The 16499-nt window shown below is 45.1% G+C and carries 13 protein-coding genes, 1 pseudogene and 1 other annotated feature; of the genes and pseudogenes, 4 read left to right on the top strand and 10 right to left on the bottom strand.

Features of this window, described 5'->3' with window-relative positions; genetic code table 11:
* Positions 1-493: 493 nt before the first annotated feature.
* Both IGI76_RS04445 and IGI76_RS04440 read left to right on the top strand, forming a co-directional pair.
* Positions 494-640: a hypothetical protein gene (locus tag IGI76_RS04445; RefSeq protein WP_005234527.1), complete on the top strand. Its 147-nt coding sequence runs from the start codon at positions 494-496 to the stop codon at positions 638-640.
* 218 nt (positions 641-858) lie between these two features.
* On the top strand, positions 859-1443 hold the full coding sequence (locus IGI76_RS04440; RefSeq protein ID WP_005225388.1) for an SOS response-associated peptidase: 585 nt from the start codon (positions 859-861) through the stop codon (positions 1441-1443).
* A gap of 81 nt (positions 1444-1524) precedes the next feature.
* Here the strand turns inward: IGI76_RS04440 and IGI76_RS04435 are convergent, their stop codons facing one another.
* Positions 1525-2130 (bottom strand): short chain dehydrogenase, encoded by a 606-nt coding sequence (locus IGI76_RS04435; protein ID WP_270266256.1) that lies wholly within the window; start codon positions 2128-2130, stop codon positions 1525-1527.
* Between the two features lie 201 nt (positions 2131-2331).
* Positions 2332-2563, top strand: a binding site (T-box leader).
* Between the two features lie 49 nt (positions 2564-2612).
* On the opposite strand from IGI76_RS04435, the pseudogene IGI76_RS04430 reads away from it, so the two are divergent.
* Together IGI76_RS04430 and IGI76_RS04425 are read left to right on the top strand one after the other, a co-directional pair.
* Positions 2613-3451 (top strand): annotated as a pseudogene (locus IGI76_RS04430) (MetQ/NlpA family ABC transporter substrate-binding protein).
* Between the two features lie 135 nt (positions 3452-3586).
* Positions 3587-4498: a LysR family transcriptional regulator gene (locus IGI76_RS04425; RefSeq protein ID WP_270266250.1), complete on the top strand. Its 912-nt coding sequence runs from the start codon at positions 3587-3589 to the stop codon at positions 4496-4498.
* A gap of 137 nt (positions 4499-4635) precedes the next feature.
* Here the strand turns inward: IGI76_RS04425 and IGI76_RS04420 are convergent, their stop codons facing one another.
* The 9 genes from IGI76_RS04420 to IGI76_RS04380 all read right to left on the bottom strand — a co-directional run bounded on the left by IGI76_RS04420 (position 4636) and on the right by IGI76_RS04380 (position 16493).
* Entirely contained in the window at positions 4636-6384 is a 1749-nt protein-coding gene (locus IGI76_RS04420) for an ABC transporter ATP-binding protein (RefSeq protein WP_270266249.1), read from the bottom strand.
* The gene (locus tag IGI76_RS04415) at positions 6368-8122 is read right to left on the bottom strand and encodes an ABC transporter ATP-binding protein (protein WP_087627081.1); all 1755 of its coding nucleotides are present in this window, start codon (positions 8120-8122) and stop codon (positions 6368-6370) included. The genes IGI76_RS04420 and IGI76_RS04415 overlap by 17 nt, the downstream gene beginning before the upstream one ends.
* Before the next feature lie 463 nt (positions 8123-8585).
* Positions 8586-10229: a peptide ABC transporter substrate-binding protein gene (locus IGI76_RS04410; protein WP_270266247.1), complete on the bottom strand. Its 1644-nt coding sequence runs from the start codon at positions 10227-10229 to the stop codon at positions 8586-8588.
* A 28-nt stretch (positions 10230-10257) separates the two neighbouring features.
* Positions 10258-10968 (bottom strand): gamma-glutamyl-gamma-aminobutyrate hydrolase family protein, encoded by a 711-nt coding sequence (locus tag IGI76_RS04405; protein WP_270266246.1) that lies wholly within the window; start codon positions 10966-10968, stop codon positions 10258-10260.
* Positions 10969-11261: 293 nt separating this feature from the next.
* On the bottom strand, positions 11262-11744 hold the full coding sequence (gene ssb / locus IGI76_RS04400; protein ID WP_333493943.1) for a single-stranded DNA-binding protein: 483 nt from the start codon (positions 11742-11744) through the stop codon (positions 11262-11264).
* Between the two features lie 228 nt (positions 11745-11972).
* On the bottom strand, positions 11973-13034 hold the full coding sequence (gene allD, locus IGI76_RS04395) for an ureidoglycolate dehydrogenase (RefSeq protein WP_270266245.1): 1062 nt from the start codon (positions 13032-13034) through the stop codon (positions 11973-11975).
* Between the two features lie 48 nt (positions 13035-13082).
* Positions 13083-14300 (bottom strand): dicarboxylate/amino acid:cation symporter, encoded by a 1218-nt coding sequence (locus tag IGI76_RS04390; protein ID WP_015509197.1) that lies wholly within the window; start codon positions 14298-14300, stop codon positions 13083-13085.
* Positions 14301-14313: 13 nt separating this feature from the next.
* Positions 14314-15246 carry a carbamate kinase gene (gene arcC, locus IGI76_RS04385; RefSeq protein ID WP_008379201.1) on the bottom strand — a complete coding sequence of 311 codons (933 nt, stop codon included), beginning with the start codon at positions 15244-15246 and terminating at the stop codon, positions 14314-14316.
* A complete protein-coding gene (locus IGI76_RS04380) occupies positions 15243-16493 on the bottom strand; it encodes an MFS transporter (protein WP_005225376.1) in 1251 nt (416 codons plus the stop codon). Before IGI76_RS04380 ends, arcC begins: the two co-directional genes overlap by 4 nt.
* Positions 16494-16499: the final 6 nt, after the last annotated feature.

Genomic DNA, 16499 nt, shown 5'->3' with positions numbered 1-16499 from the left:
AGACGGACATTTCAAGAACAACTTTTGCTTTTTTATTCCCCAAAAACCAGCAACTTGCCAACACAATAAACAACAAGCTTCGTGCTTATATAGCGCTTGAGTCATCGTTTCTTTCTACAAATCATTTTTTGAGGAAAAATGTATCAATAACACGCAAAAAACGAAAATTGCTTCTATTCTCTACTTTTGACACATATCTTAGTTATTCTTCGATTGGTCTATTTGTTGAAATGTCAAAACAAAATAGCTTTCATTCTTTGTCCTTCTATGCTGGAAAGCAAGTAGCAGAAATTTTATACGTTTCCGTTCCTTCGTCTTTCCTTCAAATACGAATTGGTCTATTCCACTCCCCTCCCTTTCTCCTTCAATCGTTTCTTAAAGCTTTGAATAAATTCTTAATAAAATAACTAACAAAAAATAAACTTTTACTATATCCCTTGAATGTAAGCGGTAAATTTGTTATTATTACCAAGGATAAGGAGGTGTTTATCTATTGTATGCGATTAAAATCTTTCATGGTTATCTAACCGCCGAAGGAAAAAGAACACGGGACAAAACAATTGCATTGACCTATACTTGCAGAGAAGATGCTGAACGTTTCGCAAATAAAATCGGCGGGAGAGTTAAAAAAATTGGCTAACCAACTAGAATAAAAAAGGCTGTCAACCTCAGTAGGTGACTGCCTTTTTTTGTTATCTGATTTCCAGCAAATCAAGCGATACTCCTGATTTTTTACATATGTTTAAGCTCCTTTTCTTGTTGAATCGAGAAGTGAAGCAAGTTAGTTGGTTTTGACGCCTTGAGTCTTTATACTGAAACAAAGGCACCAGCCAATCCAAAAAAAGGAGTGACCCGTCCATGTGCGGCCGATACTTATTTGACCCAACAACTGGCGAATTGTCAGAATATTATCAAGAAGCCGCGGCGAAAGCCCGCAAGCGCCAACAGACTGTCGCTGTCAATGATGTTTTCCCTTCCAATCATGTCGTAACCATCGGTGCAAATCAACAACAACAAGTTGTAGCTGGTGTGACAAGATGGGGCTTTACCGGCTTTAAAAAAGGGCATTTGATGATCAATGCCCGTTCTGAGACCGTTGAAGAAAAACCGACTTTTCGCAAACCTTTCCAAGAACATCGCTGTGTCTTTCCGATGTCTGGTTTCTATGAATGGAATCATGAAAAGGAAAAGTTTCTCTTTTCGCAAGATCACGTGATTTATGCCGCTGGTTTTTATCGCATCCTTCAAAAAGAGGATCAAATCGAAACCGAATCAATCATTCTAACGACTGCCGCGAACGATTCTGTTGAACCAGTCCATGATCGAATGCCTCTGTTCTTAGAAAAAGAAGCGATTGCTTCTTGGATCAATGACTTGGCTTTTGCTCGCCAACAACTCAAAGCAGAAATGCCCAAGCTGAAAACTCAATTGCTCTCTTCTTAACTGCTTGCTACTTCTTTTTCAGCAGAACAAAAACCGCCAAGTCAGCTTTGATTTGGCGGTTTTTCCTACTTCTGCTTTTTCTTAATAAACGGTGAAGGTTTTGCCAGTCATGATCCCAAAGACTGCTTTTTGATACGCTGCAAAAACGGGTGCGTCACCAACGGGAATAAAGCCTTTGAAAGAATCGGCGAAGGTTTCCCAAGAGCCCACAAGTGCATTGGGACTGACTGCATTGATTCGTACCCCATGACCGATCTCAAAAGCTGCCGATGCCACGAAGGCTTCCAAACCGCCGTTGACCAGTGCTGAAGGCGTGCCCATTGGGATAAATTCGTCTTTGATAATTCCAGAAGTCAGTGTGATACTGCCGCCTTCAGTGAGAAAATGCTGGCCAATCAACGCAAGGTTGACTTGTCCTTGCAGCTTCGAAGCCACTGATTGTTGAATATCTGCTGGCGTCAACTCCTCAAAGGGTTTAAACACTGTGCTTCCCGCAGCGGAAACAATGGCATCCACTTTCCCAGTAGCTGCAAATAGCTGGCTGACACTGGCTGCATCCGCAATTTCGACCTGATGATCGCCGCTGCTACGGCTAGCCGTGATCAGCTCCACCTTTGGTAGCTGCTGAAAGCCTTCAACTAAAAGCTGCCCAAGTGTGCCGGTATGTCCAATCAAAAGTAATTTCATTTGCTCGCCTCTTTTTTTGTTTTGTGTTTCGATTCTAACTCAACCAAGCGATTTCGACCATTCATCTGCTTTTCCTGCCTTATTGGTCTATTCTTATCCTTCCCCATTTGTTCCCCTACTACCTGCGTAGTGATTGGAATCACCTATCACGAAAGCAATTGACAACTTTCTCATCTTGTTCTAAGATACTACTAATTTCATACACATGCAGTGAGAAGAAGAGTACGATCCCCCCTTTCTTTCAAGAGAGCTCGGAACTGGTGGAAACGAGTAAGGAAGACGATCCGAAGATGACCTTTGAGCATTCGTGGACGAACAATCCCCGACGGAGAAAGCCCGATAGCGCAATGCAGTTTATTTGATGAACTGACTGAGGTTTTTTGTTTCAACAAAAAACAAATGAAGGTGGTACCGCGAAATGATCGTCCTTCCCAAAGAATTGTCTTTGGGAAGGTTTTTTGTATTAAAAAGGAGGAAGAGGTATGAAACGAAGGATTCAATTGGGTGTGGGCATTGGTCTGTTGTCCTTGGTCTTATTTACGGGCTGTGGCAACCAAGAAGAAGTGACCGGAAATGCCGAAGAACAGCAGACAGAAATCAGAGTTGGTACGACACCAGGACCTTACGCGAGCTGTTTCTTCAGGGAATCAAACCGATTTTAGAAGAAGCAGGCTATACCGTGACTGATATTGGCTTTACTGGGGTATTGGAAGCAGACATTGCACTGAACGATGGCGAAATCGACTTAAACGTCGATCAGCATACCGCCTATTTAGAGAACTTTAATGAAAACACGGGTGCCGATTTGGTGGGTATCACACCGATCCCTACTGTTCCAGCTGGCTTGTATCCTGGCAGAAAGGATAATTTAGCAGCGATTGAAGCAAACGATACCATCGGGATTCCCAATGATCCGTCAAATAGCGCCCGTGCCCTGTTGCTGCTGCAAAAAGCTGGCTGGATCGAACTTGACCCCGAAGTGGCGCCCATTGACGCGACGTTAAGAACCATTACTGACAATCCTTATAACCTGGATATCGTCGAGATGGATTCTGCGCAAATCCCCCGCAGCTTAGCAGACTTAGACTATGCGGTGATTCCCGGCAGCATCGTTTATAGTGCTGGAATTGCTGCAGAGGAAAGCTTATTAAGTGAAGACATTTTGCAAGAGTATGAACTGGTGGCAACGGTCAAAGAAGCCAACCAAGACAGTGATTGGGCACAGGCAGTGGTGGCAGCATATCGTTCTGAAGCCTTTAAAGAACTGCTGGCAGAAGAGAATCAAACGGGCTATTGGTTTATTCCTGAAGAATTGCAATAACCGCTTCACAAGTAGCAATAAGCAGCAACTGTCGTCTTATTTTTTAAGAAGCTTCTATTATAGAAGGAAAAGAACTGACTACTATTGATTGGTGGACCCTTTTTCCGTCTGAATCTTTGTAAAGGAGGGCAAAAATTGAATATTCAACAAATGCGGATCGTGCAAGCGATCGCTGACCATGGAAGTTTTCGTGAAGCAGCCAAACGGCTGTATCTCTCACAGCCAAGTCTTTCCCAAGCCGTGAAAGAGTTGGAAACAGAATTGGAGGTCCAGCTTTTCGAGCGTACGAATCAAGGTGCCCGCTTGACTGCCGAAGGCTCGGAATTTCTAGACCATGCCCAGCCGATCTTGAGTCAAGTGGCGCAGCTGCAAACGCGTTTTTCCAGCAAGCAAGCAGCGAGTCAAACCTTCGCCATAGCAAGCCAGCACTATGATTTCACGGCTGAAATTTTCAGTGAACTGCTACAGGAATTTCCCAAATGCCGCCAGTTTCGCCTATTAGAAACCACGACCTTAAAGGTGATCACGGACGTGCAGCAATATCGAAGTGAATTTGGGGTTCTTTATTTGAATGAGCAAAACCAAGCAGGATTGGAACGACTGTTACAAGGCGCCCAATTGTCCTTCGAGGCGTTGGGACGGTTTCGCCCCCATGTCTTTTTACGAGCGACTCATCCCTTGACAGAAAAAAAGCGACTTTCCTTAAAGGATCTTGCCCCTTATCCGCAAGTACGCTTTTTGCAAGAAGATGAGCGCTATTCGTTCTTTTCCGAGGATTTGATCGACTTTGCTCAAAGCCCTCAAGTGGTGCATGTCAGCGATCGAGGCACAATGGTCCAGCTATTACAGCAGACGGATCTTTATGGAACCGGCTCGGGGATCGTTGCCCAACCAGAACGCCAAGGCTTGGCTTTTCTTCCTTTGATCGACGCGTCCGAGGGTGAGATCATCCTCATTAAAAAGAACGCTCGCCCGTTATCAATGATCGGCGAGCGTTTCTTAACAAAATTACGACAACACCTTGCCGCGTTTCCTACTGATATATAAGCGAAGGCCTCCTCTTCCTACTCCCCATAGATGATTGGCTGCACCTTCGCATTATATAAAAAATCCTTGAGCCACTTCCCATGCAGGAGGCTCAAGGATTTTCTTTTACGGTTACTGTTGTCGGCAATCACCGCTGATTACAGCTGCTCTGCCTGCATTTGATACATTTGCTGATAGATTCCCTGCCCTTGGACAAGACTTGCATGGGTTCCCCGTTCCACGATCTTCCCTTGGTCTAGGACTAAGATTTGATCGGCTTGTTTGATCGTTGACAACCGGTGAGCGATCATGAAGGTCGTCCGTCCTTTTTGCAAGACGGTCATCGCCTTTTGAATGATGGACTCTGTTTCAGTGTCCACATGGCTCGTCGCTTCATCCAGAATCAAGATTTTTGGATCAAACACCAGCGCACGGGCGAAACTGATCAGCTGGCGTTCTCCACTAGAAAACTCATTGCCTTTTTCAACGACTGGATGATGGATGCCTTTTTCGTAGCGGCTCAAAAGGTAGTCAGCGCCGACTTGTTTCAAGGCATCGATAATCATCGCTTCGGTGATCGTTGGATCATTCATCCCGATGTTGCTGGCGATCGTTCCAGTAAATAGATAGGGATCTTGCATGACGATCGCCATTGACTCTCTTAAACTATGACGATCATAATCAGCGATCACTTGTCCATCCACAACGATTTTTCCCTGCTGCGGATCATAAAAACGGAACAACAGGTTCAAAATACTCGATTTTCCAGAACCAGTATGACCAACTAAAGCAATGGTCTCTCCTGCGGCAACATCAAAGTTGATATCGTGCAAGATCGCTTGCTCAGGGTCGTAGCCAAAGGTCACTTGTTGGAAAGAAACATCGCCATTCGTGACAGTCAGCTGCTTACTTTGTTGTTTTTCAACCGGCTGATCAGCAAACTCAAAGACCCGCTGTCCAGCAGCTAATGATTGCTGCACATTGGTGATGGTTTGGACAAGCCCTTCGATGGGATCATACAGGCGGTTGATGTAATCAATAAAGGCATACAGCAAGCCTGCTGAGATCGCCAAGCGGCCATCAAGGAAAAAGGCGGCCAAGGTCGTGATCAAAATCAAGATCGTTGAATTTCGCAACAAGTTGCCTAATCCCCAAGCGATACTTGAATCGAGCAAGAGGTATTTACGTCCAGTTTTGAACCATTTCTCTACTGTTTCATTAAATTCTTTCTGCAACTGATTTTCTCGTTGGAAGGCTTGGATGATCGCCATTCCTTGGACAAATTCATTCAACTGCCCACTGATTTGTGAGATGTACTCCCGCATTGCTAAATTGTAACGAGAGGCATATTTGGTATAAAAATGCTGCCAGATTCCTAGAATCGGGATCAAAATCAGCATCGCTGCTCCTAAGGGGCGGTTCAAAAGAAACAATGCAATAAACGCACCAATGATTTGGATGATGTTGCTTAACAAATTACTGATCACGATCACGTAGAAATTCGACCGCAAGACTTCGGTGTCATTCGTGATTCGTGCAACGACTTTACCTGCTGGGATTTGGTCAAAGTAAGAAACCGGTAATTTGTGCATATGGTCAAAAAGCTGATCCCGCATTTTTTTGACGATACTGTTGGACATTTTTCGCAATTGCAGCAAGCTGATATAACGAAAGAGGGAACCAATCAAATTTACCAGCAAATACCCAGCGAGCAATTGGATCAAAAGCATCGTGTCTAAATTGCTACTATTAACCGCTGGTGTCATCACTCGGTCGATCAGCTGCTTGGCAATCAGTGGGGAAGTCAGTTCGAGCGCTGCAGCCAGCAACAGCAAGATCGCACCCACGGTAAATTGTTTTTTATAATAGCTCAAATACGTGAGCAAACGTTTAATCGTTGAGAACACTCGTATCGTCCTCCTTTAACTGTTGATGATAATACTGCTCTTGGTACCAGCCTGGCGTTTCGATCAACTCCTGATGGGTACCACGCTGTGTGATCCGTCCGTCTTCTAAGACGATGATTTGATCCGCTTCGGTGATGGCGGACAATCGATGGGTCACGATGATGGAGGTCGGTGCCTGCTTCATCGTTTTCAAATTCGTGATGATGGCTTGTTCCGTTTTGGCATCAACTGCCGAAAGGGCATCATCCAGTAAGAGGACTTCACTGTTTCGTAAAAACGCCCGTGCTAAGGACAAGCGTTGTTTTTGTCCACCAGAAAGGGAAACGCCTTTCTCACCGACGACCGTTTCGAGCCCTTCTGGCATCCGCTTGATGTCTTCGCTAAAGCAAGCAGCTTCCAGTGCTTCCCACAATACTTCTTCGGAAGCGTCTGGTTGTCCGAATAACAAGTTCTCGCGAATCGTTCGTGAAAACAAGGTATGTTCTTGCGGTACTTCTGCAAAGTGGTTGCGCACTGCTGTTGTTTGATAGGCCGTCAACGGCTGCTCGTTGATCAAGGGGACTTGATCAGAGTATGGATAGCGGTGACCGAATTGTCTTAGCAGCGTCGTTTTTCCACTGCCGGTCTTCCCAACGATCCCTAAGACTTCTCCACGAGTGATCGTCAAATCCAGTCCTTCTAACACATAACGAGCTGCTTGCGGGTATTGGAAATGGTATGCTTCAAAACGGATCGTATTGATGGCTTGCAGGTCGGCTTCGCCTGGCGTTTCTAATTCATCCCCCGTCTGCAGCACTTCATTGATCCGACGCCAGGATGCGGCACCTTGCTGCATCACATTCACAAGATCTCCTGCTGAGATCATCGGCCAAACGACCATTGTCAAGTACACTTGGAAAGAGACCATCGCACCGATGGTGATCGTTTGGTTGGCAACAAGAAACGCCCCCACACCAAAGCTCATCACGAAACTGATCGCTAAGATGATGGTAATCAGCGGCCCAAAACGGGAATCGATCTCAGAAACGATATTGTTTTTCGCTCGTGTTTCCAGTGTTTTCTTTCGAAACTGTTCCGTGGTGGCTCCTTCTAGTCCATAAGCTCGGACGACCCGAATGCCATCAATGATCTCCAGCACTTCACTGTTCATCTCAGAAACAGAATTCTGCGCTTCCGTAAACGCCTTATCGACTTGCGAGCCCCATTTGAAAATGTAATAGGCTAAAAGCGGCATTGGAATCAAGGCAATCAAGGTCAGTAGCCAAGAAACCGTCCCAGCCATCATCGCTACGATAAAACTTAGATACAAACTAGTATTTAAGAAAACCATCAGTCCATACCCAACGGTCATCCCCATCACTTGGACATCGTCACTGGAACGAGTCATTAAATCACCTGTTCGGAAGCGATGGTAAAACGGCGCCCCCATTTTGAGAAAGTGGCTCATCAATTGTTCCCGTAATTGTTTTTGCAAATCGTAGGAACCAATAAATAAATTAAACGTCCAAACAAATTCCGCCAAATATCCTAACAAGATAGCTCCCGCGAAGAGGCTCACATATTGGATCAGTACGGAGTAATCAAAATTATCTTGAATCAACGCATCGATGAACAAGCGCAGAATATAGATCGGTGCGACATACATCGCACTAGCGATCACCATAAAGACGAATACAAAGGTATAGCGCACCTTATGTTCTTTAAAATACGTTGTTAATTGTTTTAATACATACTTCATGTTTTATCCCTCACATTCTAAAAAAGTACACAAAAAAGCTCTGTCCCTTCGGAAAAAGGACAGAGCATAAACGTCGTTATTATAGACATTATCTGTACACTAATGGTTACCGAATGAGGGATTCACTTTATTCAATTTGGTTGTTTTTTTATCAAATACTTTTTGCATCGTAATCCCTCCTTCTCTTTTTATTTTTGCTGACTACACCTAACACTTTACAGATAAGTTTCTGAGAATGCAACAACTTTTATTAATTTTTTTTCAAAAAGATTGACTTTTCTAAAAAGGCGTTTCTCAATTTCTCGCTTTTTAACAACTATTTTTTGAAAACGAATTCTCGGTTTATCCTAAGCGTTGCAAGGAATCTGGCAAAATAAAAAAACAGATGTCCCTCTCTTCAACAAGCGTTGTTTGGTCAGCACACTTGGTTGAAAAAAAGTTCCTCTGTTTTCTTACTTCCTGTTTATTCTGTGACAGATGCTAGGCGATAGGATACTGTTCGTCCAAAAGGAAACACTTGCACTCCTTGCAAACGATCTGTTTTCAAATATGCTACCGCTCCTTGATATAACGGCAAGACGGCTGTATCTTCAACGATCAATTGTTTCTCGAGTTCTTTCAATAAGTCCCAACGGGCAGCTGGGTCGTTTGCTAAAGTCGTCCGTGCTTCTTGTAACCCTTGGTCGTACCTTTCACTAGCATACCCAGAGGTATTCAAGCCACCTGTCGAATCATAAAATTCTAAGAAGTTGATCGGGTCCGCGTAATCTGGTGTCCAAGTCCCGAAGACGAGATCAAATTCACCTTGGGATTGCAAGTCCAAGCGGTTTTGTAAAGGAATCGACTTGGCATCGATGGTTAATCCAGGCAAATTAGTTTCTAACTGTCCTTGGACAAACTCGATGGTTTTCTTGGCTGCTGCTGTATCTGCTGACAACAGTTCCAAAGTGATCTCGTCTTGTCCCAACTCTTCTTTGGCTTGCGCCCAAAGCGCTTGTGCGGCTGTTAGATCATACGGCAGTAAATCGCCATTTTCTTCACGAAAATCTTGGTCTGTTTCAGGATCTTTGGCAAAGTTGCTTGGCACAAAGCCGTTCAATACAGTCGATCCATCGCCTAAGATATTTTCGGCAAATGCCTCTTTGTCGATAGCTTGTAAAATCGCCTGACGTACCTTGACATTGCCAGTGACTTCTCGTTTTTGGTTGGCACTTAAATACCCCACCAGCGCCTTTGGCACATAGTTGGCTTGAGCTGAGTTTTGGTATTGCTGCGCGTAAGTATCCGTTAAGGTGGTGTAGTCCAGTTCTCCTGTTTCAAAAAGGCTGACACCAGTTGCCGTTTCCTTCACTACTTGCACGTCGATCTTGGTCAATTGGACATTCTCAGCATCCCAATAATCAGGATTTTTCGTTAACGTCCATGATTCGTTGGTTCCGTTCCACCCTTCGATCAAGAATGGACCGTTGCCGACAAAATTTTCCGCTGATAACCCATAATCGGCACCTTTTTCTTCAGCAAATGCCTGATTTTTTGGCATAAAAGGTGTCCCGACCAGAATCTGATCCAAATACGAGATTGGACTTGCCAATGTCAGCTCTAACGTCTGTTGGTCCAATGCTTTGGCACCTAACTCACTCACCTCAGCATCTCCTTGACGTACTTGACTGCCATTTTTCAACACATCCATTTGATTGCTGCTGCTAGAACCGTTCTCTGGATTGGCAACATATTGAAAGGCGTAGACAAAATCATCCGCTGTAACAGGATCGCCATTGCTCCATTTTGCATCACGAATGGTGAAGGTATAAACCAGTCCATCTTCTGATACCGTAGGCTCTTCAGCGGCCATCGCAAGCTCAGGATCCCCCTCTTGATCCAGACGGTATAACCCTTCTGCCACTTGTCCGATCATATCGGAACTGTTGACATCCGTGTATTGCCCGCTATCAAGGGTCGATAAGGCGCCAGCGGTTGACACTTGAATCTCTTGCGCAACGGCGCCTTGCTCCTCTTGCTGTCCAGAATCCGTCGTGGGACTCGTGGTACTGCAGGCACTTAAAACCAATACTGTGAAAGCAGTGATACCCATCATTTTCTTTTTCATTTTTCTCCTCCTTGCGTGACCCTCTTTCTTACAACACGTCAACGACATACTTGAAAACCGCTTGTTCTTGTAAAAGCGCATCATAGGCAAAGTCTGGATGCCATTGAACCGCCAACAAGCGCTGATCCACATGTTCAATGCCTTCAATGATGCCATCAGGACTCCAAGCTGTCTTTTGCAATGGACGAGCCAATCGATCCACCGCTTGATGGTGAAAGGAATTGACCTTTGTTTTTTGACCGTATACACGAGCCAACATGCTTTTTTCAGCCGTCGCGATGGCATGGGTCGGCACTTCTTTCGGAATCGGCGCCTGCATATGAATGATCTCACTGAAGGTACTGATGTCTTGCTGCAGCGTGCCCCCATAGGCCACGTTGACCAACTGCATCCCCCGACAAACTGCAAAAATTGGTTTCTTTTGCAGCAGCGCTTCATCGATCAGCGCCAGTTCAAACTCATCCCGTGCCAAAAAGCCGCTTCCAGTTGCCTGATGGGCCTCCTGCCCATAAAACTTGGGTGAAACATCTTGTCCACCAGCTAATACCAGTTTATCGATCTGTGAAACATAGTCCTTGGCTATAGCTGGCTCACTGATTGGCAAGAGCAATGGCAGTCCGCCCGCTTGCTGGATCGCTCGCACATACCCTAATGGTGTGTAGGCGATCGGCAAATGATGCAGCACATCGCCAGCATCTTGCACTTCATTCGCAGCGATCCCTATAATTGGTTTGCCCATCGACATCCCTCCCTGATTAACGATTTTTTCAGAAAAAAGCGGCATCTAGCAGTTGAACAAGGCAAGCGCCGCTTTTTCCCTCAAGATATGTTTCAACTATTCTAAACCAATCGGCACTTTTTGTGAAACACTATTTTCACTTTCGCGATCATTTATTACAATCACCATTCTATTCAACCGCCTCTTTGATTCGCAATAAAGAACACCGCTAGTCAGATATAGTTGAATTTTGCCAATGCTTTCTCTACGTAAAAAAACATACGAGAAGCCGTGGCTTTCCGCATGTTTCGTCATTAAAATAATCGATTGTCTTTTAAAAACTCCAGCATCTGTGTTTTTAGGGGATCTTTTTCATTACGGATCGACTTTGTTTGCGTCGGTTCATCAAGTGTCGATGACCGCTTTTTAGGAAAAGGTGCCGCTGGTTCTTCTGCTAACTCTATGATTTGAAAGGTATCCACCACCACTTCTGCCGCACAAAATCTTTGCCCTTCTGCTGTTTCATACGGACAGCCTTGCAAGTGTCCGTTGATTTTGATACTTGCTCCTTTTTGAGTATACCGTAAAAAGGTCTCTGCCTGTTTCCCATGAACGACACAAGCAAACCATTCATGATGTACTTCTTCACTATTTTGCCATTGAGATACAATGACAAGATCAAAACGTACGCCCTGATCGTCCGCCGCATCAAACGCTTCTTTACTAGGCATCGCTGCGATTTTCCCAGTAAGAACCACTTTATTCATTGCCACGCTGCATCCTCGCTTTTCTCTCATTTCTTGAGTGATCTAAACTTATGCGACCTATTCTACCATATTCCAAAAAACAAGCAATCAAAGGGCGAATGGCTTAAGAAATGCTTTGAAAAAAATGAACCAACTCAAAGAATTCGTCTGCTCTTGTCAAAAAGCTGCGATTTTTTGACGGAAAAATCCTTTTTGCTCCACACAGCAAAAAAACAGTTGGTTCAATCCCCCTATGAACCAACCGTCTTCTGCAGATCTTTATTTAGCAAAGGAATCTTGACTACCATAGCGATCAAAATGGAGGGTTTCGCTTTCGAGATAATCGATGATCGCTTTGGGGATCAGGACCCCTTCTTGCTGAGCTTTTTCAAAGTGTATTTGACTGATCTCTCCAGGATAGTAGATTTGTGATTGCCCTTTTACTGGCGGGATTGCATGCAGCTCAGTCACCATCTGATCGATGCTTTGCTTGAAGGTTTCGGTGTCCGTAAAACGAGACGGATCGATCACCAAAAGGAATTGTCCTAAGCGACGTTTTTCCGTCAAGTCCGCATACATAGAGGTGACCTGTTTACCAAAAGCCAAGCCTAGCATCGAGCCGGCTAAAATATCCACCATCATCATCAAGCCATACCCTTTGGCACCAGCGATAGGCAATAATCCTTGGACTGCATAGGGATCGGTGGTAGGCAAGCCTTGCTCGTCTACTGCCCAAGTATCGGGGATCTGCTGTTTCTTCGAGCGAGCGTCCAAAATTTTGCCCCACGCTTGAACCGTTGTCGCCATATCAAAAACCACCGGCGGATGATTGGCTCGTGGTGCTGCAAACGCGATTGGATTGGTGCCAAAATAGTTTTCGGTCCCACCAAAAGGCACCGCCATCGGATCCGATTGACACATGGCGATCGCCACTAAGTCGGCTTCAGCAGCCTGTTTGACGTAATACGCCATCGTCCCGCTATGGCTGGTCTGCTCGATTCCTACTGCAGCGATTCCTGCTTCTTTCGCCAGATGAATGGCGATCGCGATCGCTTCATTGCACACATAATGCCCCATGCCGTTATCTCCGTGAAAAATTCCAGTAGCGGCGCCTGTTTTTTCAAAAGACATGTTTGGTTCTAGCGTGATGCCGCCTTTTACTAAGCGCTCGGCATAGTAGTCCATCCGCACGGCACCATGAGAATGGATCCCGCAAGCATCCGCAAAGGTCAAATGCGCCGCTGTTTCACTGGCCGCGGCTTCTGGCAAACCAGCAGCCAAGAGTTTCTTTTTCATCAATGCTTCTAATTCCAGCAGAGAACGTCTGCTCATTTCTTCCATCTTTTCTCCTCCTTAGAAAAAGAGAAGCACGCTTGGCAACGGCTTCTCTTATTGATTAAACACGCGATGATCGAGTTCATCGGCTGACTTAGCGATCAAAAGCGCTGAATAGACGTCTGAGTTCACGTTCAAGATCGTCCGCAGCATGCCAACAAACCATTCGACACCAGCAAATAGCGCAATGCTTTCGATTGGTAAACCGAGCTGGGGAACAATGATTGCCAAGGAAACTAACCCCGCTCCGGGAACAACTGCATTGGCTAAAGAAACGAAAGTCGCAGTTACAGCTACCGTCACCATTTGGATCCCGTCAAAGTTGATTTGATACATTTGGGCGATCGTCATGACTGTAATCGCCATATGCATCGCTGACCCATTGCTGTTCAAAGACATCCCTAACGGCAATACCAAATTGGTGATGCGGCTACTGAGTCCTAATTTATTCTGGGATTCTTCCATAGCGATCGGCAGCGTGATGGCAGAGGAGGTTGTCGCCAATGCCATGACCGACATATTTTTCATATTTTTGATCAATCGTAACGGATTGATCCGACAATACACGGTCAACAAGACTAGCCACAGCCCAAGGAACGTGACGGTGGCTAGACCGTAGACAAGCAAATAGCTGCCTAATGGCAAAATGATCTGCAAGCCCAGGGAGCTGATCGTTGAAGCGATCAAAGCAAAAATACCGATTGGTGCCACGATCATCACGTAACGAATGATGGCAATGACGACCTCATTCAGATCCACGATCAGCCCATAAAGAGCTGACTCAGGTTTCTTTTGCATAAAGCGATTGAGGGCAACACCAAAAAATAACCCAAAAACGATGATTTGAATAATTGACCCTTTACTCAACGCATCGAAAATATTTGTGGGAATAAAGTTGATCACTGTCTCTGATATAGAAATTTCTTGTGCTTGCAGAGGTTCGCCGGCAGCTTGTGAAAAGTCGATCCCTTTGCCTGGAGCAAAGAAGAGCGCCATCAGCACGCCCCATGCAGCAGCGAATAAGGAGGAAATCCCAAAGACAGCGATCGTTTTTCCACCCAAACGAGTGAGTTCTTTCGGGGCAATCCCCCCAACTGCTTGAATGATTTGGCCAACGATCAATAATGGGATCGCCATTTGCATCAGACGCAAGAAGAGATCGCCTAAAATTTTTAGGAACGAAGCGGCTTGCCCAAAGAACAAACCGCAAAGAATCCCTAGAAGAACGGCAATAACGATCTGCGTCACCATCGGTAGTTTTTTTGCTTTCACTTTGATCCCCTCTTTATTTTCGAAGTATGGTTCCTGTATGCTGATCCAGTTCAGCTAACTTTTCGATTGAGGTAATAATCGCGGTTCTGGCTGCATCTTCTTCAACAAAATCAATCGCAGCTTCTATTTTTGGCAACATACTGCCCGCTGCAAAATGGCCTTCCTCGATGTAGCCCTTGGCTTGTGCCACACTGATTTCCCCTAGGGCTTGCTGATTCGGCTGGTTGTAATTGATGTAGATATTGTCGACACCAGTCAAAATGATTAGGCGATCGGCCTGCACATCTTTTGCTAAGACACTAGCGGTAAAGTCCTTGTCGTTGACGGCTTCCACGCCAGTAAACCCATTGTCGTTGCGAACGACAGGTACGCCACCACCACCGGCGCAAATCGTTATCACACCAGCATCGACCAATGTTTTGATGGCTTCTTTTTCAACGATTTCTTGCGGTTTCGGGGATGGAACCACTTTCCGGTAACCACGCCCAGCATCTTCTTGATATACCCCACCATTGGCTGCCATCGCAGCATTGGCTTCCTCTTCACTATAAAAAGGTCCGACTGGTTTGGAAGGTTTCTCAAAGGATGGATCTGCTGGATCGACACGAACTTGGGTGACTAATGAGATCACCGAAGGATGTGCTTGACGTGTGGCAAACTCATTGATCAAGGCATTTTGCAGCCAATAACCGATACTTCCTTGGGTCATCGCCACGCAGCTGTCTAATTTCAATTGGGGATTTTTTTCACTTTCCCCGGCTTTTTGCTGCAACAGTAAGTTGCCGACTTGTGGTCCATTGCCGTGACAAACAATGACTTTTTCCCCTTTTTCAACAAAATCGGCAATATAACGTGCTGCTTGCGCAACGACTGCTTTTTGTCCTTCATCACTAGGGTCTTTATCTAAAATAGCATTGCCGCCTAACGCGATCACATTCAAACTCATTTTATGCTCTCCTTCTGATTTTCCTTTGCTAATACGGCAAAAACACCTAATCCGATCAGCAGTAATAGACAAGACAGGTAAAACCCGACTTGCATCGATCCTAAAGAATCGGCTAAAAAGCCAGTAACATAAGGTGCTAAGATCGACCCAGACATCCCGATAAAATTATAGGCACTCAAGGTCGTTCCTAAGGCGCCTTTTGGTGCGTTTTTCGTCACAAAGGTCACGACGATTGGATCAAGCGCCAGCTTGCCAGTCAATCCATACAAAATCAAGACAGTGATCAATAAGGTACGATCCGTTACAAAGGCAATGGCAAATACGGAAAGGGTCGCCAATGGGACCAATAAATAGACTAATTTTTTCGTTGCGCCTGTTTTATCATTCAATCGAGCAAAAATCAACGCACCTGGAATTGATGCCCATGGGACTAAGGAAGCAATAAAGCCGACACTCGCCCCTTCAAAACCACGCTCGGCAATCAAGAATTGCGGCAGCCAAGTAATGATCACAAAGTTTGCATAAATGCTGGTAAAGCATAGAACAAAGGCTGCCACGAGATTGCGGTTTGAAAAAATCTGCTTCAAGGAAATCTTTTCTTTCGGCCCTTCTTCTTTTATTTCTTGTCCTTCATCTTCTGGACGGATCACTTTTTCTTTCAAAACAAAATAGAACAAGACACCAACGATCAAGGTCGGAATTGCCATTAGGAAGAAGGGTTGGCTCCAATGGCCCCCGTTATCCAAGACTAATTTACTAGAAAGCAAGTACCCGCCAGACGTTCCAAACGCCATCCCACTGTTGATAATGGCATTTCCGACGGTTCGTTTGTTGTCGGGAATCGCTTCGGTAGACAATGCGTATTGCGGACCGTAATAGGCACCTTGACCAATCCCTGCAATGGCACGAATCACTAAAAACAAAACAAAGCTTGTGGCTAGCCCACTGAAGTACGTAGTCACCGCCAATAAAACAAAGCCTAGAGCGATCACTAATTTGCGACCGATTTTGTCGCCGATGATCCCAAAAGGAATTTGCGCAACGGCATAAGTCAAAAAGAAAATACTATTGGCAAGTCCTAGTTGTGTGTTACTTAAATTGAATTCTTCACCGATCACACCCATGATTGGATTGAAGATCGTCCGTGTGGCGTACATTAAAATCCAGCCGACAAAGAAAATAGCAACGACTTTTTTCCAGTAAGAATTGCTTACTTTGACCGCATCTTTCTGGTTACTGATTTCCATGATTTC

The sequence above is a fragment of the Enterococcus sp. DIV2449a genome (assembly GCF_051711225.1).
In the GTDB taxonomy this organism is placed as follows: Bacteria; Bacillota; Bacilli; order Lactobacillales; family Enterococcaceae; genus Enterococcus_D; species Enterococcus_D casseliflavus.
The sequence above is the reverse complement of the archived record's forward strand: the minus strand, read 5'-3'. Positions and strand labels throughout refer to the sequence as shown.